This is a genomic window from Pseudoalteromonas sp. SA25 (assembly GCF_011378705.1).
GTDB classification, from domain to species: Bacteria; Pseudomonadota; Gammaproteobacteria; order Enterobacterales; family Alteromonadaceae; genus Pseudoalteromonas; species Pseudoalteromonas arctica.
The window spans coordinates 149,636-173,784 of the sequence record NZ_WTKV01000005.1; the positions used below are offsets into that span (position 1 = coordinate 149,636).

A 24,149-nucleotide genomic window follows, 5' to 3' on the forward strand; every position below is an offset into this window, starting at 1 on the left:
GCAAATTAGGTGCAAGACACTTTATGAGCCAATCATTTGCAAAAAAGACCTTTAAAAGTATTAAAGGTAAAGCACAAAAAGCCCTTCATCGCAGTTTAGACCAACACGTAAAACTTGCCGTAACGGGCCTAAGTGGTAGTGGTAAAACAGCCTTTATTACCGCGCTTGTTAAACACTTAACAACGCAAGCGGACGATAAAAATTTACCTTTTTTTGATGTAATGCGCGAGCACCGCCATGTGGCCACTAAAGTTGTGCCGCAAGAAGCGTTAAAAGTCCCTACGTTTAATTATACGCGCGCACTAAATTCATTATTACCCAGCGATGGGATGCCTACATGGCCTGCATCAACTGAGCGGATTAATACGCTGCGCTTGGCAATAAAGTATCAGAGTAATGCTGGGCTGCGCGGCCACTTTTCGCCGCAATCAACGCTTTATTTAGATATTATTGACTACCCCGGTGAATGGCTCCTTGATTTACCTATGCTTGAGCAAAGCTATGCTCAATGGTGCGAGCAGCAATATCCGTTATTAACTCAGCCTTCGCGCGTAAACACATCAAGTGATTTTTTAATGGCCGTTGAGCAACTTGACTTAAACGCTCCCGTTGATGAAAACGCACTTGCTCATATTGCTCAGCTTTATCAAAGCATGTTAGTAGGGCTTAAAAAAGACACCAAACTTGCCATGTTACAACCTGGGCGCATGCTAATGCCTGGCGACTTACAAGGCGCGCCATTGTTATTTTTTTTTCCGGTATCGGGTAAAGTAAATAGTGACGATGTTGTTGCGGGTTCTAATTTAGCGCATTTAATTAAGCGCTTTAACGCTTATATAAAAGAAGTTGTAAAACCATTTTATAATGAGCATTTTAGACACTTCGATCGCCAAATCGTACTTGTAGATGTACTTAGTGCGCTAAACGAAGGGCACGAAACACTCCAAGAGCAAAGCAGTGTAATAAACCAATTACTCGCACACTTTAACTATGGCGAGTCGGGCTTTTTTAAACGTTTATTTAAGCCCAACATAGACAAAATATTATTTGCAGCTAATAAGTCAGATCATATAAGTGCTAAGCACCATAAAGATTTAGCACTGCTACTTGATTCGCTCGTGCATGAGCAAAGTAATCATTTAAAGTTTGATGGTGTAAAAATAGAAACCATGGCCATGTCGTCAATTACAGCAACGCAGCCGCGCCAAATTACCGACAAAGGTCAAACACTTGACTGCATTTACGGCAAACCATTATACGAGCCTGATTGGCTTACCTATTTACCGCCGCAACCTCCCTCGCGGATGCTTAATAAAAGTGAGTGGCCAGCACAGGGATTTGAGTTTTTATCGTTCTCTCCAATGCCGAGCCCCGATAAACAACTAAAACATATTCGATTAGATCATGTCATGCAGTACCTGCTAGGAGACAAATTAACATGAGTGAGTCAAACCAACCATTTCAAGCAGGGCGTCGCATAGATACGCAAAGTATTGAGCAAAACGAACCCGTTTTAGCACCTGCAAAAATTATTCAGCACGGACAAAGTGATTACGAAGAACTTGAAGATGAAGCACTAGAGCCAGAAATAGATCTAGAACCTGTGTACAAAAAGTCAAAGTGGCAAACGCTTAAAGGTGTTTTTGCTATTAGTTTTATAGTGCTGGTGCTTTTAGAGTTTGCATACTCGTTATTATTTGCTTTCGAGCAGTCAATTATTTTAGGCAGTGTTTATTTAACCGCGGTTGTAAGTGGCGTGCTGCTAATAGGGCGCTTATTGTGGCGAGAGTACCGAATGCTGCGCAGTTTAAAGCGTAACCAATTGCACCGAGTTGAAGCCGACAGGCTTTTAAACAGCGAGCAAGTAGGCGGTGCATTACCTTGGCTTGAAAAGCTTAATAAACACCAGGAGCTTGATAACTTTGAAACCTTTAAAAACCAAGTAGCGACGCATCACAGTGACAAAGAAATAATGACGCTGTACGCCAATAGTTTATTAATAACCCAAGACACCAAAGCTAAAAAGCTTATAAATCGTTTTGCGACTGAATCTGCACTGCTAGTTGCCCTAAGCCCACTGGCGCTGGTGGATATGATGGCTGTGCTTTGGCGCGGTACTAAGTTAATAGAACAAATTGGTAAAATTTATGGCATTGGTTTTGGCTACGCGAGCCGTATAAAGCTGTACCGTATGCTGATAAAACAAGTAATGTTTGTAGGCAGTGCTGAGCTTGTATCTGACCTTGCTGCAACTGCACTGAGTGCTGAGCTTTTAGGTAAGCTTTCGGGGCGGGCAGCGCAAGGGGTCAGTGCCGGTATTTTTACAGCGCGTATTGGTTACAAAGCAATGGAGCTTAGTCGCCCATTACCACGGCTTGAAAACAAACGCAGCTTACTAAAAGGCACTGTGCAAAGCATCGCAGGTAAAATTATGAGCCGTAAAAAGGCGGAACCAACACAGTAAAAAGTAGTGGCAATATTTGTGTACAAACATGAGCTGCACGGTTTTTACACAAATAGCCATCTGAGCATCCGGCATGCTTGCTGTTTGTAAGCGCATACGTTTTGATTGTTGAATCGCAAAAACATAATAATCAAAAAATGAGCCTACAATGAGCAAGCATCATATAAACACCCAGTGTATTCACGGACCACAAAAAGCAAACGACCCGCACGGCGCACTCACTTCTCCTTTGTATCAAACCTCTACCTTTCATTTTGAAAATGCCGCACAAGGTGCTGCGCGTTTTGCAGGCGACGAACCTGGCTATATTTATACGCGTTTAGGAAACCCCACAACCACAGAGCTTGAGCAAAAAGTTGCTCAACTAGAGAGTTGTGAAGCAGCTGCTGCAACCGCAACAGGTATGGGGGCTGTATCAGCCTCAGTACTGAGCTTTTTATCGCAGGGAGATCATCTTGTTGCCTCAAGTGCTTTGTATGGTTGTACCTTTGCGTTTTTCTCGCATATGTTGCCGCGCTGGGGAATCGAAGTCACTTTTGTTGATATGACCAACGAGGACGAACTACGCGCTGCCATCAAACCTAATTCAAAAATGATATTTGTAGAAACGCCAATCAACCCCACTATGGCGGTGATTGATTTGGCACTCATTGGCGCAGTTGCTAAAAAGCACAACTTAATTAGTGTGGTCGACAACACCTTTTTAACGCCGCTACTGCAATCGCCCAAAAAATACGGTATCGACATAATAATGCATAGTGCGACCAAGTACTTAAACGGCCACGGAGACGTAGTCGCCGGTATTGTATGTGGATCGCTTGAGCACATAACACACATTAAAATGACCGTACTAAAAGACATTGGTGCAACCATAAGCCCGCACGACGCATGGCTAATTAATCGAGGTCTAAAAACACTCGCTATTAGAATAGAGCGCCATTGTCAAAGTGCACAAACAATAGCCGAATATCTAGAAGCGCATCCACAAGTAAGCACCGTATATTACCCGGGGCTTAAATCGCACCCAGGTTATAAGTTTATTGGTAATCAAATGAAAGCCGCTGGTGGTGTTATTGCGTTTGAAATAAAAGGCACGCTACAAGATGGCACACAATTTATTGATAGTATGAAACTTTGTACACTTGCAGTAAGCCTCGGCGACGCTGAAACACTGATTCAGCATCCTGCATCTATGACTCACTCGCCTTATACGCCAGAGGAGCGAGCTGCCGCTGGAATAAGTGATGGGCTGATCAGACTCTCGGTTGGGCTTGAAGATGTTAACGACATTATTAGTGATTTAGACCAAGCTTTTACTAAAATTGGTTAGATGTATTTAATTGTGTACACATAAAAATAAGCTGCAGGCCTTTATTTAAAGGCCTGTATTTTTAATGTGCCATAGGTGTAATTTTAACTTTACGATTAGGGTGATCGCGCCAAATACTGATGTTAGCCTATCTATTAAACTTTTCTTCACTTTTGCATAGTATGGGGTCATTCGATATTCAATAGGTTTGAGTATCACACTGACACCGATTTAGGGCTCACACCCAAGAAGGTACTTATGGCTAAAGCAAGTAAATACACATCCAAAACACCAGACGAAAATGGTGTTATACACTGGAGTGATGAAGAAAATAAAATTTGGTCTGAGCTTGTAGCGCGCCAACTTGCATGCATTGAAGGCAAAGCCTGCAACGAGTACATGCAAGGGTTAAAAAAGATTAACCTGCCGCACGATCGTATTCCGCAGTTAAGCGAACTAAACGAAGTGTTACTAGCCACTACCGGTTGGCAAGTTGCACCAGTACCTGCGCTTATCGACTTTGATGAGTTTTTTAGATTACTGGCAAACAAGCAGTTTCCGGTAGCTACATTTATTCGTAGCCGCGAAGAATTTGACTACCTACAAGAGCCAGATATTTTTCATGAAATATTTGGCCATTGCGCCATGCTAACTAACCCTGACTTTGCCGAGTTTACGCATAAGTACGGGCAATTAGGTTACGCAGCGCAGAAAAAAGACCGTGTATACCTTGCGCGTATATACTGGTTTACAGTCGAATTTGGCTTAATGCAAACCGAAGACGGTCTGCGTATTTACGGCGGTGGTATTTTATCAAGCCCAGGTGAAACTCAGTACGTATACTCAAACACGCCAGAAATCAGCCCAATGAATGTGCTTGATGTACTGCGTACGCCGTACCGTATTGATATTATGCAACCACAGTACTACACCATAAATTCGATTCATGATCTGTTTGATATATCGCAAATGGATATTATGACTTTGGTTGAGCGAGCTAAAGAGCTTGGTTTGCACGACCCAAAATTTCCACCAAAAGAAAAATTAGCCAGTTAAATATTAATGCTAAAAAAGCTAAAAGTAAGGATTTAGAATGTCTTCATTAAGTGCACAAAAATGCGAAGCCTGTCATGTAGATGCGCCAAAAGTATCTGACGAAGAGTTAGCGCAATTAATTACTAAAATCCCAGACTGGGTACCAGAAGTACGTGACGGCATTATGCAGCTTGAGCGTGTTTATAAATTTAAAAACTTCAAACAGGCTATCGCGTTTACTAACAAAGTAGGCGACATGGCAGAAGACGAAGGCCATCACCCAGGCTTATTAACCGAGTGGGGCAAAGTAACCGTTACATGGTGGAGCCATTCGATTAAAGGCCTACACAAAAACGATTTTATTTGCGCAGCTAAAACAGACGACGTATTTAACGCGCTGTAAGCCAAACTAATTGAGCAAACCAAAAAAGCACTTATTTTTATAAGTGCTTTTTTGGTTTTTGGGAGGTTATTGCTAATAATAATTAGCAGCTCGGTATTAATTATATTGGCGTAGGTTGGGTTGAGTGACACGAAACCCAACGTTTTAATTTATTGTTTGGTAACTTAATGTAAACCACGCCCATTGTAGCCATTAGCCGAGCCTAAGTCGTAATGTTTTTTGAGTGCTTCAAACTTCATGTTAGAAAGCTCTTCGACCCCTTTTTTTGTTATTTTTATCATATTGATATTATTTTCATTTTCATCTTCAATTTCTATTAAATCGCTTTCAAATCCCCATGCAGATAAAGTCTTACTGTTTTTTAAAATATATGTTGAATCTGGATAGAGGCTTTCATGATTCACAGAGGAGCATAGAAATTGCTCTAAGAATCTTATTTTATCTATTTCAGGGTTTGCTAGTTCGCTTTTTAAAATGTTTTCATCTAACTCTACAGCTGCAAATAAATCAAACACGTTATTAATTTTGTCTTTGTACTCTTTAAATATATTTTCATCTTTTGTTCTGTAGTCTGTGATAGTTTCATTTGCTTTAGAAAGTTCTTTATTTAAGGAGATAAATTCGGTTTCGTAGAAATCCCTTAATGAGTTTGAATCTTCTAAACTTAGACTGTGGGGTTTGAAAAACTCAGGTAGTGACTTTATTTGAAACTCTTTAGTATAGGCTATGAAGCGTGTGTAAGCAGCGGTGAAAAGCGGTAATAAAAATACAAGCACCAGGCTAGAGGTGAGTGGTAAAAATAAATTTAGGTGCCAATCAGAGTAATTTTCGGTAATACTTTTTATTTTATAAGCAGCATCTAGATTTGAGAAGCAGATGAAATAAACAGCTTTCCAGTTGAAAAAAAACCAAGATACAATGAAGCTACCTAATAAAGGATGAGTAACTTTATCTGTTATAGATGATTTTATTGAGTTTGATAGGTCTGAAAGTGAAGACATTATAAATCCTTTTAATTAACATAAAAGCTCTAAACCAAAGGGCTTAGAGCTTTCTATATATAATTAAAGTTTAGCTAAAACACTTAACTTCAAAGTATCGTTGGGTTTCGTTTCACTCAACCCAATCGACTGTTACTCATCAATTGAGCGTAGTAGGGCGTTTATGCCTACTTTTTCACGTGTTTGTTTATCTACTTTTTTCACGATGATTGCAGCGTATAGGCTGTGGGTGCCATCTTTTGACGGTAGTGCGCCTGGTACAACTACTGCGCCTGCTGGTACGCGGCCGTAGTGAATTTCGCCAGTTTCGCGGTCATAAATACGGGTGCTTTGGCTTATGTAAACGCCCATTGAAATTACCGCGCCTTCTTCAACAATTACGCCTTCAACAATTTCAGAACGTGCGCCAATAAAGCAGTTGTCTTCAATGATAGTTGGGTTAGCTTGTAGAGGCTCTAAAACGCCGCCTATGCCTACGCCACCTGATAAATGTACGTTCTTACCAATTTGTGCACATGAGCCTACAGTCGCCCATGTATCAACCATGGTGCCGTCGTCAACATATGCGCCAATGTTTACGTACGATGGCATAAGTACTACGTTTTTACCTACAAAGCTGCCTTTACGCGCTACTGCGTTTGGCACTACGCGCATACCGCCTTGCTGAAATTGCTCTGGCGTGTAGTCGCTAAATTTAAGTGGTACTTTGTCGTAAAACTGGTTTACGCCGTCGTTCATTGGTTGGTTGTCGCGAATACGAAACGACAGTAATACTGCTTTTTTAAGCCACTGGTGTACAACCCATTCACCTGATATTTTTTCAGCAACGCGTGTTGCGCCGCTATCAAGTAAATCAAGTGCGTCGATAATAGCTTGTTTTACGTCGCTTGATACTGTGCTTGGGCTAATGCTATCGCGGTTGTCCCATGCGTTTTCGATCATCGTTTTTAAATCTGACATGTGTGTCCTCTATTCTGTTTCGGCGTTGAATTTTTTACGTAATGCCTGATGAATTTTTGCTTGCTCTTCATCAGTCAGCGCTTGGTATTCGTTATTAGATACGACAAAGAAATCCTCGGCACGTTCACCTACCGTTGTAATGCGGGCAGCGTGAATGTGTAGTAAATGCGCTTGGAAAACTTCGGCTATTTTGGTTAGTAAACCTTGTATATCGACGGCTTGAATTTCTATTAAACTACGGTCTTTGCGTGCATGTGGGCGCAACACAATTTTAGGTTTAATATTAAAATCTTTAAAGCGTTGCGAGCGGCTCTTTTTAAAGCGAATCTTTTTACGCGGATCGCTCAGAGCTTGCTCAAGCCCGCGTTTAATTGATTGCGCTCGACCACTTGCAATAGGGTCGCCACTTACTTCAAGTATTACAAAGCTAAACAAGACGTAGCCGTCTTTTGTGGTCAGTACTTGCGCGTGTTGTATTTGCGCTTTTTTAGAGCCAATCACACTTACTAATCGGGCAAACAGTGGGCCAGAGTAGGGGCTGTATACAAATACTTGTGTGCCACCATGCATAGCTTTGTTAGATACAACAACACTTGGCTGGCTTAAGTCTGTGCTACTTAATAAATGCTCACTTTGCCATGATATTTGTTGTTCGCTAAAGGCGGTAAAGTAGTTGGCTTTAAAGCGGCTCCAAATTAAATCAATTTTTTCCTCTTGATAACCCAGATTTATTAAGCGTTGTTTAGCTTGGTGCTTTTTATCGCGAATTTGGTCGCGTTGATCCATTGGGTTTTCGAGCCCTAGACGCAAAGCGCGCTGCGTGTGTAAGTAGAGCTCACGCAGTAGGGTGTTTTTCCAATCGTTCCATAAGTTGTCGTTGGTTGCACGTATGTCGGCAACGGTTAAACAATATAAGTAGTCGAGTTGGCGCTCTGTTTTAACGCGTGTAGCGAAGTCTTTTATTACAGCAGGGTCGTTAATGTCTTTACGCTGTGCGGTAACCGACATAAGTAAATGATTACTTACAAGCCATGCAACGAGCTTTGCATCCACCGATGAAAAACCATGTAATTTAGCAAATGCTATTGCGTCAACAGCGCCAAGTTCTGAGTGGTCGCCACCTCGGCCTTTAGCAATGTCGTGAAATATACCGGCTAAATAAAGTAGCTCTGGTTTGTCCATTCGAGTGACTATTTCACTACAAATAGGAAACTCGCTAATGCCTGTTTTATCAAAATATTCGTAAATGTTTTTGATTAATTTGTGAGTGTGCTCATCTACGGTGTACGCGTGAAACAAATCAAACTGCATTTGCCCAAATATATTACGCCACTGCGGTAAGTAGGCGGCAAGCATGCCGTGCTTGTGCATGAGCGTAAATGCGCGGCCCATGCCGTTAGGGTGTTTAACTAAGCGTAAAAAGGCTTCACGACAGGCTGCGTAATCTTGCAAATCGCCCAATAAACGACGGCGCACTTGGCGAATAGTACGAATAGTACTTGGGTAAATATGCGTTATTGCTGGGTTATCGGCTATGTGCTCAAACAATACAAAGAGTTGGTCGCGTCTAAAAAATACCGACGGATCTTTTACGCGTATTTGATGACCTACTTGCTCAAAGTTTCTGTCGAGTTCTATTGCTGCCACAGCACTACTTTCGGGCATTATACTTTGTTCAAAGTATGAAAGTAGCATTTGGTTAAGCTCGCGCACGCGGCTCATTATTCTAAATAAGCGTTTCATCATACGCTCAACAGAGGCTTTACCGTCGCTACCAAAACCTAAAATTTCGGCGGCTTGCGGTTGATGATCAAACAATAAGCGGTTTTCAGCTCGACCTGCAGCTAAATGCAGTGCAAAACGAATGTTCCATAGGTTTTCTAGGCACTCAGAAAGCTCTTGAAACTCTTCGTGAGTTAAGTATCCGTGGCTTATTAACTCTTGCAGGGTTTCGGTTCTAAAATGCTTTTTTGCCACCCAAATAATGGTTTGTAAGTCGCGCAGACCACCGGGGTTTTCTTTAATGTTTGGCTCAAGATTATACGCGGTGCCGTGGCACTTTCTGTGGCGTAAGTTTTGTTCTTGAACTTTGGCAGTAAAAAATTCACCTGAGCGCCATACTGGCGTTTCAAGAATATGCATTTTGAGTTTTTCAAACTCAATGTGGTTACCAAAAATAAGGCGGCTTTCGAGCAAGCTGGTGGCAAAAGTAACGTCTTCACGTTTTTGCTCAATGGCTTGTTCTATCGTACGCACGCTGTGACCAATCTCTAAGTTGAGATCCCATAGCATGGTGACAAACTGGCCTATTTTTTCGCATATTTCTTCGCTTGGCGGTTTAGTTACAAGCAATAAAAAGTCGATGTCGGAGTAGGGATGTAGCTCACCACGTCCGTATCCGCCTACCGCTATTAATGCTAAATCAGGTTCGCGCGCTAAGTCGTAAACATGAAAAAGCTTAATGAGTAGGCGGTCAATAAACTCAGCCCGGGCATTAATTAAATTCCCAACCGGTTGTTTAGAAAATTCGTTATGTAACCATTTATAAAAATAGCTAGAACAATCGCGATAATCACTAAGTTGCTCTGCATCGCTAAGCAACTTTTTTACTTTGTTGGGTAATGCCACGTGGGCTGGCTCCTTGTTGAACCTTTCACACGGATAAGAATTTTCTTATCAAGTGTTTCGGTTTTATTAGTGTTCTATGATCCGCTCGATAGTATCATCTGATCGTAGCGTTAAAATTTCAACACCATTTTCAGTCACTAATAAAGTATGTTCCCACTGTGCAGACAAACTACGGTCGCGTGTTACTACTGTCCAATCATCTTTAAGAAGCTTACATTGGCGTTTACCCGCATTAACCATAGGTTCAATAGTTAAACACATACCTGCTTTTAGGGCTTCGCCAGTACCGGCTTTACCGTAATGCATTATTTGTGGTTCTTCATGAAATCCTGCGCCGATACCGTGGCCGCAATATTCACGTACAATTGAGTAGTTAAAGCTCTCTGCATATTTTTGAATTGCTGAGCCAATATCACCCAAGCGCACACCTGGTTTTACCATTTTGATAGCAAGGTATAAGCTTTCTTGTGTTACTTCTGCAAGACGCTTAGCTTGAATGTTTGGTGTACCAACGTGGAACATTTTAGATGTGTCGCCATGGTAACCATCTTTAATGACAGTTACGTCGATATTTACACTGTCGCCTTCTTTTAATGCTTTGTCATTTGGAATTCCGTGACAAATAACATGATTAACTGACGTACAAACTGATTTTGGAAAGCCATGATAATTTAACGGAGCAGGGATTGCTTGTTGCACATTAACAATATAATCATGACAAAGTGTATTTAGCTCATCGGTGGTAACACCTGGCACTACATGAGGGCCGATCATTTCAAGTACATCGGCCGCTAAGCGCCCAGCTACGCGCATTTTCTCTATTTCTTCAGGGGTCTTGATAATAGCGCTCATTGAGGCTCCAAAGTTGAGTTTTTAACATTTATCGTCGAACAAATTTTGCACGCGACGTTGAGTATTTAATTTTAATATGGTATAAAGCGCGCCGTCTTTTTACAAATAAATTCTTAAATGATTTTTTGTATTTAAGGCAAACACAATTTTATTTTAACACACACACGTATCGTCACATACACTTGGGTGCATTTGAAGTTTAATTACTTCGGTGTTGGTGCTATGGGATATGTGGAGGCCTAACCCTAAACAACTATAGAGGATCTATAAAATGGCAAACGTTTCAATGCGCGATATGCTTCAAGCTGGTGTTCACTTTGGTCACCAAGCACGTTACTGGAACCCTAAGATGAAGCCTTTCATCTTCGGCACACGTAACCGTGTACATATCATCAACCTTGAGCAAACTGTACCAATGTTCAACGACGCACTTAAGTTTTTATCAAGTGCTGCAGCAAACAAAGGTAAAGTTCTTTTCGTTGGTACTAAGCGCGCAGCAAGCGACGCAGTTAAATCAGCTGCTTTAGAAAGCGACCAGTTCTTCGTAAATCACCGTTGGTTAGGTGGTATGTTGACTAACTGGAAAACTGTACGTCAATCAATCAAGCGTCTTAAAGACCTTGAAGCACAAAGCCAAGACGGAACTTTCGAGAAATTAACTAAGAAAGAAACGTTAACGCTTAACCGCGAAATGGAAAAGCTTGAAAAGAGCCTTGGTGGTATCAAAAACATGGGCGGTCTTCCAGACGCGCTTTTCGTTATCGATGCTGACCACGAGCACATTGCTATCCGTGAAGCAAACAACCTAGGTATTCCAGTTGTTGCAATCGTAGATACTAACTCTAACCCAGACGGTGTTGATTACATCGTACCTGGTAACGATGATGCTATCCGTGCTGTAAGCCTTTACACTAGCGCTGTTGCAGCTGCTATTACTGAAGGTCGCGAGAATAACATCGTTGCTCAAGCTGAGAAAGACGATTTCGTTGAAGCTGAGTAATTAGCTGTCATCAAGTCTTCATCTTTTTAAGGTGAAGACTTGCTATTCTTGTCGAGCGGGTAACCCGCTTATCTAACCTGATTTCAGATTTGAGGATTTACTAATGGCTGTAACTACTGCCCTAGTTAAAGAATTACGCGAGCGCACAGGCGCTGGCATGATGGATTGTAAAAAAGCGTTAACTGAGACTGATGGCGACATCGAGTTAGCGATTGAAAACATGCGTAAAAGTGGCGCTGCTAAAGCTGCTAAAAAAGCAGGTAACATTGCTGCTGAAGGTACTATCATCATCAAGCAAAACGCGGGTGTTGCAGTACTAGTAGAAGTTAACTGTCAAACAGATTTCGTTGCAAAAGACGTAAGCTTCTTAGCATTTGCTAACAAAGTTGCTGACGCTGCAATTGCTGACACTATCTCTATCGAAGACTTACAAGCTAAGTTTGAAGAAGACCGTGTTGAGCTAGTTACTAAAATTGGCGAAAACATCAATGTACGTCGTTTACAGTACGTAACTGGTGAAAACCTAGTTGAGTACCGTCATGGCGATCGTATCGGTGTTGTTGTTGCGGGTGTTGCTGATGAAGAAACACTTAAGCACGTTGCAATGCACGTTGCTGCATCTAGCCCTGAATACTTAACACCTTCAGATGTACCAGCTGACGTTGTTGCTAAAGAAAAGCAAGTACAAATCGAAATCGCGATGAATGAAGGCAAGCCTGCTGAAATCGCTGAGAAGATGGTTGTTGGCCGCATGAAAAAATTCACTGGTGAGGTTTCTCTTACTGGTCAAGCTTTCATCATGGAGCCTAAGAAAACTGTTGGCGATATTCTTAAAGAGAAAAACGCAACAGTTACTAGCTTCGTACGTGTAGAAGTTGGTGAAGGTATCGAGAAGAAAGAAGAAGATTTTGCTGCTGAAGTTGCTGCTCAAATTGCTGCTGCTAAAGCTAAGTAAGATTACTATTTGTGAAGGATAATGAAATTAGATGCAATTAAAGTACTATTTGGTTTTGCTTCGCAGCTAGAAATTCTTTAAAATAACCGCGCTTTTATGTTTAACATAAGCGCGGTTATTTTTTATCCATAATTCAATAAAAGTTGGCCCCAATACTATGACTATCAATCGCAAACCTATTTTTAGACGTGTTCTTCTCAAATTAAGTGGTGAAGCTTTAATGGGAGACGAAGGCTTCGGCATCGATCCTAAAGTTTTAGACCGTATGGCACAAGAAATTAAAGAGCTAGTAGAGCTCGACGTAGAAGTGGGTTTAGTTATTGGTGGAGGTAACTTTTTACGCGGTGGATCACTTGCAGAAGCAGGTATGAATCGCGTAGTAGGCGATCACATGGGTATGCTTGCAACGGTTATGAACGGCCTTGCAATGCGTGATGCGCTACACCGTGCATTTGTAAATTGTCGTCTTATGTCGGCTATTCCGCTTAATGGTGTATGTGACGCTTATAACTGGGCTGAAGCAATTAGTTTATTGAAAACTGGTCGCGTAGTCATTTTTGCAGCGGGTACTGGTAACCCATTTTTCACTACCGATTCTGCAGCATGTTTACGCGGTATCGAAATTGAAGCGGATACGGTAATTAAAGCGACTAAGGTTGATGGCGTATACAGTGATGACCCTGTTAAAAACCCAGATGCGACGCTTTATACCCACTTAAGCTACAATGAAATCATTGAAAAAGAATTAAAAGTTATGGATTTAGCGGCATTTACTCTAGCCCGCGATCACAATATGCCATTGAGCGTATTTAACATGAATAAATCAGGCGCGCTAAAACGCGTAATTATGGGTGAAGAAGAAGGAACACTTATTTCTTCACAAGCCTCAGATGAAATAATCAAATAATTAGGATTAAACCGTGATTAACGATATTCAAAAAGACGCGCAAGCGCGCATGCAAAAAAGTGTAACTGCACTAGGTAGCCAATTATCTAAAATTCGTACTGGCCGTGCACATCCTGCAATCCTAGATGGCATTATGGTGTCGTACTACGGTGCACCAACGCCTTTAAACCAAGTTGCTAACGTAACAATTGAAGATTCTCGTACACTTGCTATTGGTGTATTTGATAAGTCTTTAGCGCAAGCTGTTGAAAAAGCAATTATGGCATCTGATTTAGGTTTAAACCCTATGTCGGCAGGTACTGTTATTCGCGTACCACTTCCTCCACTTACAGAAGAGCGTCGTAAAGACCTAATCAAAATTGTACGTGGCGAAGTTGAAGGCGGTCGTGTTGCTATTCGTAACATTCGTCGTGATGCTAATGGCGATGTAAAGGGTTTATTAAAAGATAAAGACATATCTGAAGATGAAGCGCGTCAATCAGATGATGCGATTCAAAAGCTTACTGATAAGTTTATTAAAGAAATGGATACTTTATTAGCTGCCAAAGAAACAGAATTGATGGAAATCTAAGTAAGGTCCTGTTTATCTTTCGAGGTTGAATTTGCAGCAGTGTGTTTGGTTTTTAGGCAAGGCAGAGCCTATGTAGTGTGGTTATTCCCCATAATTAGGCGATAACGATGCATAAAATCCAAACACGCGCTGCCCAAAGGGTTCTGCCTAGGGGCGATTAACTCTTTGTTGCCTACATGGATGTAGGTAAGGGGCGTGAGCAGGACGCGGAAGCTTTACTCGATTTTTACTTAGTCCACTAGGTTACAAATCTCGCGCCGCGATTAAGTCGCCCCTAGATTGAACAAATTACAATCCTGAAAGGTCGACAGGACCTATTAAAATTATTAGTTTTGAAACGCCGTCTAGGGTATACTAGGCGGCGTTTTTTTATGGAATACTCGATATTTATGGTTCTAGATGCTGACACAATTTCACAGCAATGTTTACCCAAACATGTTGCTATCATCATGGATGGGAACGGACGTTGGGCGCAAGCTAGAAATAGACCTCGTGTGTATGGGCATAAAAAAGGCGTAGACGCAGTTCGTCAATCTGTTCAGTTTTGTACTAAATTAGGGATACAATCGTTAACCTTATTTGCTTTTAGTAGTGAAAACTGGCGCCGCCCTGAAGACGAAGTAAACACTTTAATGGAGCTTTTCTTATTTGTTTTAACAAAGGAAGTTAAAAAGCTTCATAAAAACAATGTAAAACTGACCATTATTGGAGACTTATCACGATTTTCTGAAGGATTACGTAGCAAGGTAGACGCTGCGCATAAGCTGACTGAAAATAACACCGGGTTGCGTTTAAATGTTGCAGCTAATTACGGTGGTCGTTGGGATGTTGCCAATGCGGCAAAACAACTTGCTTTGCAAGTTGCGCAGGGCACACTAAACGCAGAAGATATTACAGAAGAGCGCTTAGCACAGCATATGAGCATGGCAGATCAGGCAGAACCTGATTTACTTATTCGCACTGGTGGCGATGTTCGTATTAGTAATTTTTTACTATGGCAAGTTGCTTATGCAGAACTTTACTTTACCGAGACACTTTGGCCAGATTTTAATGAAGCAGCATTTGCTGAGGCCATTGCGTGTTACGTTGCCAGAGAGCGACGTTTTGGTTGTACGAGCGAACAAATAAAACAATTACTCGCTCAAACCTAAATAGAATAAGGGTCACATTTTGTTAAAACAACGAATTTTAACCTCTCTAGTGCTAGCTCCATTAGCATTGGCTTTGGTTTTTTATACACCGCTTACGTTATTTAGTTACTTTGCTGGTGCAATTGTATTATTAGGCGCATGGGAATGGTCTGCATTTATGGGCCTTTGCGACAAGCTTAAACGTGCTGCCTTTGTTGTGTTTATTGCAGCTTTACTTGCCTTGCTTAATTTACATTGGCCTATTGAATCATTATGGGAAAATGGCAAGCTAGTCGGTGATGCAAACTACGTATTTACGCTTTCGTTTGCTTGGTGGATTGTTGCTAGCTATCTAATTTGGCGCTACCCAGAAATGGCTAAAGCGTGGAATGAAGGCCTAGTTATGCGCGGCATTGCAGGATTATTAACGCTTGTGCCGTTATGGCTTGCACTAAATACACTACGTAGCGCGCAATATGCTGAATCAACTCATTTTGGTTCGGTGCTTATTTTAGTGGTACTCGGTATTGTATGGAGCGCAGATGTGGGTGCTTACTTTACGGGTAAAAGTTTTGGTAAACATAAGTTAATGCCTAAAGTCAGCCCTAATAAAACAATTGAAGGGTTAGCGGGCGGTGTAGTCGCTTCTATTATTTTTGTATTAGCATTTTGTCATTTTACCGATGTTGATTTAGTTGTATGGCCTGTGTACGCGATAATGACAGCATTTATTGCGTTGTTTTCTGCGGTAGGTGATTTACTGGAAAGCATGTTTAAACGTGAAGCTGGTTTAAAAGATAGCGGTCGATGTTTACCAGGGCACGGCGGTATTTTAGATAGAATTGACAGCTTAACGGCTGCTGCTCCAATGTTTGTTATGTGCTATGCGTGGACTCTTAGTTTATGAGCCAAAAGCAATTGCTGGTTATTTTAGGCGCAACAGGCTCAATTGGTTTAAGTACACTTGATGTTGTGTCGCGCAATAAAGAGTTATTTGATGTTTTTGTTTTGGCTGCAGGACAAAATGCAAAGAAAATGGCGGAGTTGTGTATTGAACATGAACCGCTTTATGCGATTATGGCTAACCAGCAGGTCGCAGAGCAATTATCTGCGTATTTAGCTAATACTCAGTGCCAAACTCTTGTTATGCACGGTGAGCAAGCAATGAGTGACTTATGTGCTCATCCTGATGTTGACATTGTAATGTCGGCAATTGTAGGTGCAGCTGGTTTACTACCCACATTAAGTGCTGTTGAAGCGGGTAAAAAAGTACTACTAGCTAATAAAGAATCTTTAGTTATGTCAGGTCAGTTGTTTATTGATAAAGTTAAACAACATAAAGCCACTTTGCTGCCAATAGATAGTGAACATAATGCAATTTTTCAATGCCTACCTTCTTCGTTACAAAATGCCAAAGGCGATCAAAAACTACAGCAACATGGCGTAAGTAAAATTTTGCTTACCGGCTCTGGTGGCCCGTTTTTAACGCGTGATATAAATACATTAAAAGATGTAACCGTAAGTGAAGCCGTTGCACACCCTAACTGGTCGATGGGACAAAAAATATCAGTAGATTCCGCAACTATGATGAACAAAGGCTTAGAGTTTATTGAAGCTAAGTGGTTATTCAATTGTGATGCTAGTGATATTGATGTAGTTATTCATCCGCAAAGTATTATTCATTCAATGGTGCAGTACCACGATGGTTCTATTTTAGCGCAAATGGGTAACCCCGACATGCGCACGCCAATTGCCCACGCACTTGCGTATCCTGAGCGAATTAATGCGGGTGTTAAACAGTTAAACTTCTCTGACATTTGTGATTTTTCGTTTACTAAACCTGATTTTTCTCGTTATCCAAATTTACAATTAGCGATTGATGCGTGTAGTGCAGGGCAGGGCGCGACAACAACGGTTAACGCAGCAAATGAAATAGCTGTGGGCGCCTTCTTAAACGGTAAAGTTGGTTTTACCGATATATACAAAATAAATGCACAGACGCTAGAAGCTGCAACTTACACCAATGTGCAAAGCCTAGATGAAATTTTAGAGTGTGATAAATTAGCGCGTATTAGCGCTTCAGAATTTATAACAAAAGTGGCGCATTAATATGTTTGATTTTTTTTGGAATCTTGGCTCATTTATTTTAGCGCTTGGTATTTTAGTGGCCATACATGAATATGGCCATTTTTGGGTTGCACGAAAAATGGGCGTTAAAGTGCTGCGTTTTTCAATTGGTTTTGGTAAGCCACTGTTAAAATGGCATGACAAATATAATACCGAATACGTGATTGCCGCTATTCCATTAGGTGGTTATGTAAAAATGCTTGATGAGCGAGTTGATGACGTACCAGCAAATCAACGACACTTGTCGTTTAGCTCTAAATCTGTACAAGCGCGTATTGCTATTGTTGCTGCGGGACCGATGGCTAATTTTCTGTTTGCCATTTTTGCTCTTGCGGTGATGTATATGGTAGGAGTGCAATCGGTTAAGCCAGTTGTTGGCAGCATAACCGAAGGCAGTCGCGCAGAGCAGGCGGGCATTATGCCTTCTCAACATATTATAAAAATTGGTGATGATGACATAACGACATGGCAAGATGCCACGTTTGCGCTTATGTCTAACTTAGGTGAAGAAAGCGTTGAAGTTATTGTTCGTGATAAAAACCTTCAACCACGCGTTAAAACGCTTAATTTAGAGGGGTGGAAGCTTGATCAGCGAGACGTACCACCATTAAGTTCGTTAGGTATTGTGCCATTTAGACCTCAAGCAACTTTAACAATTGCCGCCGTAACTAAAGACTCAGCCGCAGAACACGCTAATTTACAAGTTAACGACACAATTTTGGCTGTAAATGGTGAAACAATAAGCAATTGGCAGCAATTAGTTAATCTTATTACGCAATCAGCTAACAAATCTTTACAATTTAGTGTAAAAAGACAAGATACTATACAAGCCATTACAGTTACTCCTAAAGGGCGCATTGATAATAACGGTATTGAGCAAGGCTTTTTAGGTGTTGCTCCTGTTGTACAGCAATGGCCTGATGGCTATGTAGAGACAAGGCATTACGGCCCGCTCGATAGTATCGTGCGAGGCACAAAAGAAACTTGGCGCTTAATTACACACAGTTTTGACATGATTGGTAATTTAATTACAGGCCAGGTTTCGGTTAAAAATTTAAGTGGTCCTGTAGGCATTGCAGTAGGCGCTGGAACTAGCGTAAGCTATGGGTTAGTGGCCTTTTTAAGCTTTTTAGCCTTAATAAGCGTTAACTTGGGTGTATTTAATTTATTACCCCTACCAGTGCTTGATGGCGGACACTTAATGTATTACATAATTGAACTTTTTCGTAAAAAGCCGGTCTCTGAAAAGACACAAGAGTTTGGTTTTAAAGTGGGTGCCTTGTTGCTCATTTTTCTAACATGTTTCGCTTTGTTCAATGATGTATCGCGTTTGTAGTTACAGCGTGGCAAATTACTAATTAGAACACGATTGTAAAGCACCACTAGTAGGGTGTTATGCGGTAATACAGTTGTAAAGGATAAAGATAATAAAATGGCTATAAAAAAACATTTGGCAATAACAAGTTTATTGGGTGCAAGTTTTGCAGCCCTAGGCCAAAACTCCTTTATTGTTGAAGACCTGAAAGTTGAAGGTTTGCAGCGCGTAGCACTTGGTGCAGCGCTAACACATATTCCTATTAACGTAGGCGATAATGTTGATGACTATACGATTTCAAAAACAATAAAGTCACTTTATCGTTCTGGGCACTTTGATAACATAAAAGCACTTCGTGATGGCAATAACGTTATTTTTAAAGTAACGGAACGTCCTACCATCAGCTTTATAGAGTTTGAAGGCAATAAAGACATTAAAGACGAGCAGCTTAATGAGTCTCTTGATCAGCAAGATATTCGCCAAGGTGAACCACTTGATAAAACCGTTATCGATAGTATCGAAAAAGGCTTAGTTGAGTTTTTCCACAGCATCGGTAAATACAACGCTAAAGTAGATATCAGTATTACTAAGCTGCCACGTAACCGCGTTAAACTTAAGTTAGAGTTTGATGAAGGTGATGCTGCTTCTATCCGCCAAATTAACTTAGTGGGTAATGAACTTTTTTCTAATGAAGAGCTTCTTAAACTTGCTGAATCGCAGCAAGATTTACCTTGGTGGCAGTTTATGGGTAGCGACCGTTACCAAAAGCAAACCATTGAAGGCGATTTAGAAAAAATTCGTAGTTATTATTTAGACCGTGGTTACCTGCGTTTTAATATCGACTCAACGCAAGTTTCAGTGAGCCCTGAACGTGAATCAGTTTACGTTACAGCTAACTTAACTGAAGGCGTAAAATATAAAGTTAAAGGCTTTGACTTTATTGGTGACTTGCTTGGCCGTGAAGACTTAATTAAAAGTGTTATCCCACTTAGAGCGGGTGAGCTTTATAACGGTTCTGTAGTTACTTCATCTGAAGAGTTTATTAAAAGCTACTTAGCACGTTTTGGTTACGCTAATGCTGAAGTGCGTACAATTCCAGAAATTGACGACGAAAAGCAAGAAGTACAATTAACACTGTCGGTTAATCCAGGTAAGCGTGTATACGTTCGTCGTATTATTGTTGGTGGTAACCAAAATACGGCAGATGAAGTACTTCGTCGTGAAATGACACAACTTGAAGGCGCATGGTTATCTAATCAAAACCTTGAGCGTTCAAAGCTGCAAATTCAACGCCTACCTTACATGGAAACTGTTGATTTTAACGTAGTGCCTGTACCCGGTGTGGATGACCAAGTAGATGTAGACTTTACTGTAAAAGAGCAATCTGCAGGTAGCTTTAATGCTGGCCTTGCTTATGGTTCTTACTTAGGTCTGCAGTTTAATATTGGTGTAACAGAATCTAACTTTTTAGGCACAGGTAACCAAATTGGTTTAAACCTTAATACATCTACAGGTTCTGAAAGCTTAAGCTTATCGTACACAGACCCATACTTTACGCCAGATGGTGTATCGCAAGGCAGTAGCATCTTTTACAGAAACTACGATGCAAGTAAATTCAGTCTTGTTGAATATAAATCGAAAAGTTATGGTTTAGGCACAAATATTGGTTTTCCAATTGATGCTGTAAATCGTGTTAACTTTGGCGCTCGTTGGATAAAAGAAGAGCTTTCTGATATTGCAGAGTACGAGCAAACGCGTGTACTTCGTGAAACATTCTTAGATCCAGAGAACCCAGATGCAGGCTTTGACTTTACTAAGTATGAGCTGAGTGTTGGTTGGTCGCGTATCACCGTTAACCGTGGTTTATTCCCAACAGCAGGTTCGCGTCAAACTCTAAACTTAACAGCAACAACGCCTAACTCAGATCTTCAGTATTTTAAACTGAATTACGATTCGCGTTTTTACTGGCCTATATCAAATGACCACCGTTGGGTATTCTCGACGCGTGCAGCACTTGGTTATGGTAACGGTTATGGTTCTACAAACGGGTATGAGCAAACACTTCCATTTCAAGAGTACTTCCGTATAACGGAAATGGAACTACGTGGCTTTGACCGTAATACAATATTACCACGTGCTGTGTCGCGTATACCGCAGTCTATTCCGGGTACGCCAGGTGCAGACGGTACTACAACCGGTAGTATTGGTGGTTCATCAGAATTTGATATTCTAATACCACAAGGCCGTATTGGTGGTAATGCTAAAGCAGTGGCAGGTATGGAGCTAATCGTTCCTACACCATTCTTAGATGAAGAAAATACCAGTTCTGTACGTACTAGCTTCTTTGTTGATGCTGCAAACGTATGGGATACTGAGTTTAACGTAGATCGCTATCAAAACTTAGCACCCGATGAACGTGCTAAATTAGATGACTATTCAGACCCAACGCGTTTTAGGGTTTCAACCGGTCTTTCATTACAATGGATCTCTCCAATGGGTCCAATGCTGATCAGTTTTGCGTATCCATTGCAAAAAGAAGAAGATGACGATACGAAAACCATTAGCTTTAACATTAGTAACACTTTCTAAAGGAGTTTTTTGTGAAAAAATTATTTAAATCAACAGCTGTAGCAGTTTTAGCAACTTTAATGATGGGTACTTCTGTGAATGCATTTGCACACAAAGTAGGTATTGTTGATATGCAGGAAATCTACAAGCAAATTCCTCAAATGGCTAAAATTGAACAGTCTTTACAAACTGAGTTTGCTGAACGTCGTCAAGAGCTTGAAAAGTTACAAGGCGATATTCGTTTTGAAGCTGAAAAATTTAAACGTGAAAGTACCACTATGAGCCAAGCTCAAAAAGATACTCTACGTGAAAAAATTCAAGGCATGCAAAAAAATCTTGCTGAACAAGGTCGCCCTTTAGAGCAAGAGATTAAAGCGCGTCAAAACCAAGAGCTTGCTAAAGTTCAAGGTGTAATCATCAAAACAATTGAAGAGATTGCTAAAGACGGCGACTTCGACGAAGTTAAAGTAAAAGACACTACTATTTACTTTAACCCTAAAGAAGTGACTGATCTTTCATCTAAAGTTGTAGCCGCTGTTAGTAAGAAATAATCACTCTATGCAAAATTATACGCTTTCGCAAATTGCGGAACTTCTAGGCGCCGAACTTCAGGGTGATGGCGCTTTAGAAATAAAAAAAATAGCGACACTTGCAAATGCCCATTCTGGGCATATTGCATTTTTAGCGAACTCAAAATATCGATCGCAACTTGAAACTACTCAAGCTAGTGCTGTAATAGTAAGCCAAGCCGATGCAGAGTACTTTAGTGGCAGCAAAATTATTGTTGCTAATCCGTATGTAAGTTACGCAAAATTAGCGCAATTTATGGATACAACACCACGCTCAGCCTCGACGGGTATTCATCCAAGTGCAACTGTTCATTCAACAGCGATTGTTAGTGATAGCGCCGCTATTGGTGCTAACGCAGTCATTGAAGCTCATGCAGTGATAGGTGACAACGCGCAAATTGGTCCGAACAGTTTTATCGGGGAACGTGTTAAAATAGGTTCTGGCACTAAGCTTTGGCCTAGTGTGACTATTTATCACGATGTTGAAATTGGTTCAGATTGTTTGTTTCAAGCAAATAGTGTTGTAGGTAGTGATGGGTTTGGCTATGCAAATGAGCGCGGGCAGTGGGTTAAAATACCTCAGCTTGGTTCAGTGATCATAGGCAACAAAGTTGAAATTGGTGCAAGTACGACAATTGATCGTGGTGCACTGGACAATACCATCATTCATAGCAATGTTATTATCGATAATCAGTGCCAAATAGCGCACAACGTTGAAGTTAATTCAGGCACCGCAATAGCGGGCTGCACTGTACTTGCAGGAAGCGTTACCATTGGCAAGAACTGTCAAATTGGTGGCATGGTTGCAATTAATGGTCACATGTCTGTATGTGATGGTGTTATAATTACCGGCATGAGTATGGTGACAAAATCAATCACCGAACCAGGTATTTACTCATCTGGTATGCCCCATACAACAAACAAAGAATGGCGTAAATCAATAGCTCACTTGCGTAACCTTTCAGACATGAAATCTCGTCTTAAAGCGCTTGAAGCATTGGCTAAGTCATAACGTTGAACACTAATAAGGATGCTATTTTGGCAAACGAATTAAATAGCCTTGATATTCAAGAAATTTTAAGTTTATTACCGCACCGTTACCCGATGCTATTAATTGATCGTGTTATTGATTTTACACCTGGCAAGTCTTTACATGCTATTAAAAATGTTTCTATAAATGAACCAATTTTTACTGGGCACTTTCCAAATCAGCCAATTTTTCCTGGTGTGCTAATATTAGAATCAATGGCGCAAGCAACGGGTTTATTAGGTTTTAAAACAGTAGAAAACCGTAGCGAAAACGAATTGTATTTGTTTGCTGCTGTTGATAACGCACGTTTTAAACAACCTGTAATTCCTGGTGATACAATGCATCTTCATGTTGAGTTTTTAAAAGAACGTCGCAACATTTGGAAGTTTGCTGCAGAAGCTAGAGTCGACGGCAAAATAGTGTGTAGTGCCGAAATTATGTGTGCGAGAAGAGAGTTTTAATAGTGATCCATTCTACAGCAATAATCGAACCTGGCGCTAAACTAGGCAACAATGTCTCAGTTGGTCCGTATAGTTATATTGGCAATGATGTTGTTATCGGTGATAACTGTATTATTGAGTCTCACGTTGTTGTTAAAGGGCCGTCAACTATTGGCTCTGGCAATCATATTTTTCAGTTTGCGTCTGTGGGTGAAGCCTGCCAAGACAAAAAATACAACAACGAGCCAACCACTTTAATAATGGGTGATAACAACGTTATCCGTGAATGTGCCACTATTCACCGTGGTACGATTCAAGACCAAGGTGTTACTAAAATTGGTAGTAATAATTTGTTTATGGCTTATACACACGTTGCACATGATGCGGTAATTGGCGATAACGTAATTTTTGCTAACAACGCAAGTGTGGCCGGCCATGTACATGTAGGCGATTGGGTTATCCTTGGTGGTAATTCGGGTGTTCATCAGTTTTGTAAAATTGGTGCACATGCCTTTATTGGTATGTATTCAGGTGTTAACAAAGATGTACCACCATTTGTTACTACCATTGGTATGCCAGCAGGTCCTGCAGCTATCAATAAAGAAGGCATGAAGCGTCGTGGTTTCGAAAGTGATGAAATTATGGCTGTACGCCGTGCATACAAAGCATTTTATCGTAAAAGCTTAGGTGCTGAAGAAGCTATTGAGTCGCTTAGTGAAGATGCCGCAAAGTATCCTGCTGTGAAATTGATGGTCGACTTTGTTAAAAACTCAGAGCGCGGCATCGTAAGATAATTCGCGGGTTTGCTTTAAGCATTAAAAAACCACCCTAGATGATAAATCGAAGGTGGTTTTTTATTGCTCTGCTTTAAGCTAATTCAGTTAA

The 24,149-nt window shown here is 40.9% G+C and carries 22 protein-coding genes; 18 read left to right on the top strand and 4 right to left on the bottom strand.

Translation table 11 applies throughout. The features are described from left to right. Positions 1-23 precede the first annotated feature (23 nt). From GQR45_RS05980 to GQR45_RS06000, 5 genes are all read left to right on the top strand, one after another. Complete coding sequence (locus GQR45_RS05980; RefSeq protein ID WP_165725407.1) at positions 24-1,442, top strand: YcjX family protein; 1,419 nt, start codon at positions 24-26, stop codon at positions 1,440-1,442. Next, positions 1,439-2,464 carry a TIGR01620 family protein gene (locus GQR45_RS05985; protein WP_165725408.1) on the top strand — a complete coding sequence of 342 codons (1,026 nt, stop codon included), beginning with the start codon at positions 1,439-1,441 and terminating at the stop codon, positions 2,462-2,464. Before GQR45_RS05980 ends, GQR45_RS05985 begins: the two co-directional genes overlap by 4 nt. A gap of 148 nt (positions 2,465-2,612) precedes the next feature. Next, on the top strand, positions 2,613-3,794 hold the full coding sequence (gene megL / locus GQR45_RS05990; RefSeq protein WP_165725409.1) for a methionine gamma-lyase: 1,182 nt from the start codon (positions 2,613-2,615) through the stop codon (positions 3,792-3,794). Between the two features lie 237 nt (positions 3,795-4,031). Next, positions 4,032-4,829, top strand: a complete 798-nt coding sequence (gene phhA / locus GQR45_RS05995) for a phenylalanine 4-monooxygenase (RefSeq protein WP_002958327.1) — start codon at positions 4,032-4,034, stop codon at positions 4,827-4,829. Between the two features lie 37 nt (positions 4,830-4,866). Further along, positions 4,867-5,211: a 4a-hydroxytetrahydrobiopterin dehydratase gene (locus tag GQR45_RS06000; protein ID WP_002958326.1), complete on the top strand. Its 345-nt coding sequence runs from the start codon at positions 4,867-4,869 to the stop codon at positions 5,209-5,211. 164 nt (positions 5,212-5,375) lie between these two features. On the opposite strand, the gene GQR45_RS06005 is transcribed toward GQR45_RS06000, so the two are convergent. The 4 genes from GQR45_RS06005 to map all read right to left on the bottom strand — a co-directional run bounded on the left by GQR45_RS06005 (position 5,376) and on the right by map (position 10,652). Continuing rightward, positions 5,376-6,212: a hypothetical protein gene (locus tag GQR45_RS06005; RefSeq protein WP_165725410.1), complete on the bottom strand. Its 837-nt coding sequence runs from the start codon at positions 6,210-6,212 to the stop codon at positions 5,376-5,378. A 132-nt stretch (positions 6,213-6,344) separates the two neighbouring features. Further along, on the bottom strand, positions 6,345-7,172 hold the full coding sequence (gene dapD / locus GQR45_RS06010) for a 2,3,4,5-tetrahydropyridine-2,6-dicarboxylate N-succinyltransferase (protein WP_165725411.1): 828 nt from the start codon (positions 7,170-7,172) through the stop codon (positions 6,345-6,347). 9 nt (positions 7,173-7,181) lie between these two features. Next, on the bottom strand, positions 7,182-9,800 hold the full coding sequence (gene glnD / locus GQR45_RS06015; RefSeq protein WP_007580974.1) for a [protein-PII] uridylyltransferase: 2,619 nt from the start codon (positions 9,798-9,800) through the stop codon (positions 7,182-7,184). A 66-nt stretch (positions 9,801-9,866) separates the two neighbouring features. Next, positions 9,867-10,652, bottom strand: a complete 786-nt coding sequence (gene map / locus GQR45_RS06020; RefSeq protein ID WP_007580976.1) for a type I methionyl aminopeptidase — start codon at positions 10,650-10,652, stop codon at positions 9,867-9,869. Positions 10,653-10,923: 271 nt separating this feature from the next. On the opposite strand from map, the gene rpsB reads away from it, so the two are divergent. The 13 genes from rpsB to lpxA all read left to right on the top strand — a co-directional run bounded on the left by rpsB (position 10,924) and on the right by lpxA (position 24,058). Next, a complete protein-coding gene (gene rpsB, locus GQR45_RS06025) occupies positions 10,924-11,652 on the top strand; it encodes a 30S ribosomal protein S2 (protein WP_007580978.1) in 729 nt (242 codons plus the stop codon). A 103-nt stretch (positions 11,653-11,755) separates the two neighbouring features. Continuing rightward, a complete protein-coding gene (gene tsf, locus GQR45_RS06030) occupies positions 11,756-12,607 on the top strand; it encodes a translation elongation factor Ts (RefSeq protein ID WP_007580981.1) in 852 nt (283 codons plus the stop codon). 157 nt (positions 12,608-12,764) lie between these two features. Continuing rightward, positions 12,765-13,514, top strand: coding sequence for a UMP kinase (gene pyrH, locus GQR45_RS06035; RefSeq protein ID WP_007580982.1), 750 nt, complete (start codon positions 12,765-12,767; stop codon positions 13,512-13,514). A 13-nt stretch (positions 13,515-13,527) separates the two neighbouring features. After that, complete coding sequence (gene frr / locus GQR45_RS06040) at positions 13,528-14,085, top strand: ribosome recycling factor (protein WP_007580984.1); 558 nt, start codon at positions 13,528-13,530, stop codon at positions 14,083-14,085. 371 nt (positions 14,086-14,456) lie between these two features. After that, positions 14,457-15,236 (top strand): isoprenyl transferase, encoded by a 780-nt coding sequence (locus GQR45_RS06045; protein WP_165725412.1) that lies wholly within the window; start codon positions 14,457-14,459, stop codon positions 15,234-15,236. 19 nt (positions 15,237-15,255) lie between these two features. Beyond that, a complete protein-coding gene (locus GQR45_RS06050) occupies positions 15,256-16,122 on the top strand; it encodes a phosphatidate cytidylyltransferase (RefSeq protein ID WP_101217235.1) in 867 nt (288 codons plus the stop codon). Then, positions 16,119-17,324: a 1-deoxy-D-xylulose-5-phosphate reductoisomerase gene (gene ispC / locus GQR45_RS06055; RefSeq protein WP_165725413.1), complete on the top strand. Its 1,206-nt coding sequence runs from the start codon at positions 16,119-16,121 to the stop codon at positions 17,322-17,324. The genes GQR45_RS06050 and ispC overlap by 4 nt, the downstream gene beginning before the upstream one ends. Position 17,325: 1 nt before the next feature. Next, entirely contained in the window at positions 17,326-18,678 is a 1,353-nt protein-coding gene (gene rseP / locus GQR45_RS06060) for a sigma E protease regulator RseP (RefSeq protein WP_165725414.1), read from the top strand. A 96-nt stretch (positions 18,679-18,774) separates the two neighbouring features. Next, a complete protein-coding gene (gene bamA / locus GQR45_RS06065; protein WP_165725415.1) occupies positions 18,775-21,246 on the top strand; it encodes an outer membrane protein assembly factor BamA in 2,472 nt (823 codons plus the stop codon). A gap of 11 nt (positions 21,247-21,257) precedes the next feature. After that, on the top strand, positions 21,258-21,776 hold the full coding sequence (locus GQR45_RS06070; protein ID WP_007580993.1) for an OmpH family outer membrane protein: 519 nt from the start codon (positions 21,258-21,260) through the stop codon (positions 21,774-21,776). A 7-nt stretch (positions 21,777-21,783) separates the two neighbouring features. Next, entirely contained in the window at positions 21,784-22,806 is a 1,023-nt protein-coding gene (gene lpxD, locus GQR45_RS06075; protein WP_007580995.1) for a UDP-3-O-(3-hydroxymyristoyl)glucosamine N-acyltransferase, read from the top strand. Between the two features lie 26 nt (positions 22,807-22,832). Then, complete coding sequence (gene fabZ / locus GQR45_RS06080) at positions 22,833-23,285, top strand: 3-hydroxyacyl-ACP dehydratase FabZ (protein ID WP_007580997.1); 453 nt, start codon at positions 22,833-22,835, stop codon at positions 23,283-23,285. Between the two features lie 2 nt (positions 23,286-23,287). Continuing rightward, a complete protein-coding gene (gene lpxA, locus GQR45_RS06085; RefSeq protein ID WP_007580998.1) occupies positions 23,288-24,058 on the top strand; it encodes an acyl-ACP--UDP-N-acetylglucosamine O-acyltransferase in 771 nt (256 codons plus the stop codon). Positions 24,059-24,149 lie beyond the last annotated feature (91 nt).

Bases quoted from the DNA above. Each gene is read 5' to 3' on its own strand.
- dapD (WP_165725411.1), bottom strand. From the start codon at position 7,172: ATGTCAGATTTAAAAACGATGATCGAAAACGCATGGGACAACCGCGAT.
- map (WP_007580976.1), bottom strand. From the start codon at position 10,652: ATGAGCGCTATTATCAAGACCCCTGAAGAAATAGAGAAAATGCGCGTA.
- bamA (WP_165725415.1), top strand. From the start codon at position 18,775: ATGGCTATAAAAAAACATTTGGCAATAACAAGTTTATTGGGTGCAAGT.
- GQR45_RS05980 (WP_165725407.1), top strand. From the start codon at position 24: ATGAGCCAATCATTTGCAAAAAAGACCTTTAAAAGTATTAAAGGTAAA.
- GQR45_RS05985 (WP_165725408.1), top strand. From the start codon at position 1,439: ATGAGTGAGTCAAACCAACCATTTCAAGCAGGGCGTCGCATAGATACG.
- tsf (WP_007580981.1), top strand. From the start codon at position 11,756: ATGGCTGTAACTACTGCCCTAGTTAAAGAATTACGCGAGCGCACAGGC.
- rseP (WP_165725414.1), top strand. From the start codon at position 17,326: ATGTTTGATTTTTTTTGGAATCTTGGCTCATTTATTTTAGCGCTTGGT.
- ispC (WP_165725413.1), top strand. From the start codon at position 16,119: ATGAGCCAAAAGCAATTGCTGGTTATTTTAGGCGCAACAGGCTCAATT.
- phhA (WP_002958327.1), top strand. From the start codon at position 4,032: ATGGCTAAAGCAAGTAAATACACATCCAAAACACCAGACGAAAATGGT.
- megL (WP_165725409.1), top strand. From the start codon at position 2,613: ATGAGCAAGCATCATATAAACACCCAGTGTATTCACGGACCACAAAAA.
- GQR45_RS06000 (WP_002958326.1), top strand. From the start codon at position 4,867: ATGTCTTCATTAAGTGCACAAAAATGCGAAGCCTGTCATGTAGATGCG.
- pyrH (WP_007580982.1), top strand. From the start codon at position 12,765: ATGACTATCAATCGCAAACCTATTTTTAGACGTGTTCTTCTCAAATTA.
- rpsB (WP_007580978.1), top strand. From the start codon at position 10,924: ATGGCAAACGTTTCAATGCGCGATATGCTTCAAGCTGGTGTTCACTTT.
- lpxD (WP_007580995.1), top strand. From the start codon at position 21,784: ATGCAAAATTATACGCTTTCGCAAATTGCGGAACTTCTAGGCGCCGAA.
- GQR45_RS06045 (WP_165725412.1), top strand. From the start codon at position 14,457: ATGGAATACTCGATATTTATGGTTCTAGATGCTGACACAATTTCACAG.
- GQR45_RS06005 (WP_165725410.1), bottom strand. From the start codon at position 6,212: ATGTCTTCACTTTCAGACCTATCAAACTCAATAAAATCATCTATAACA.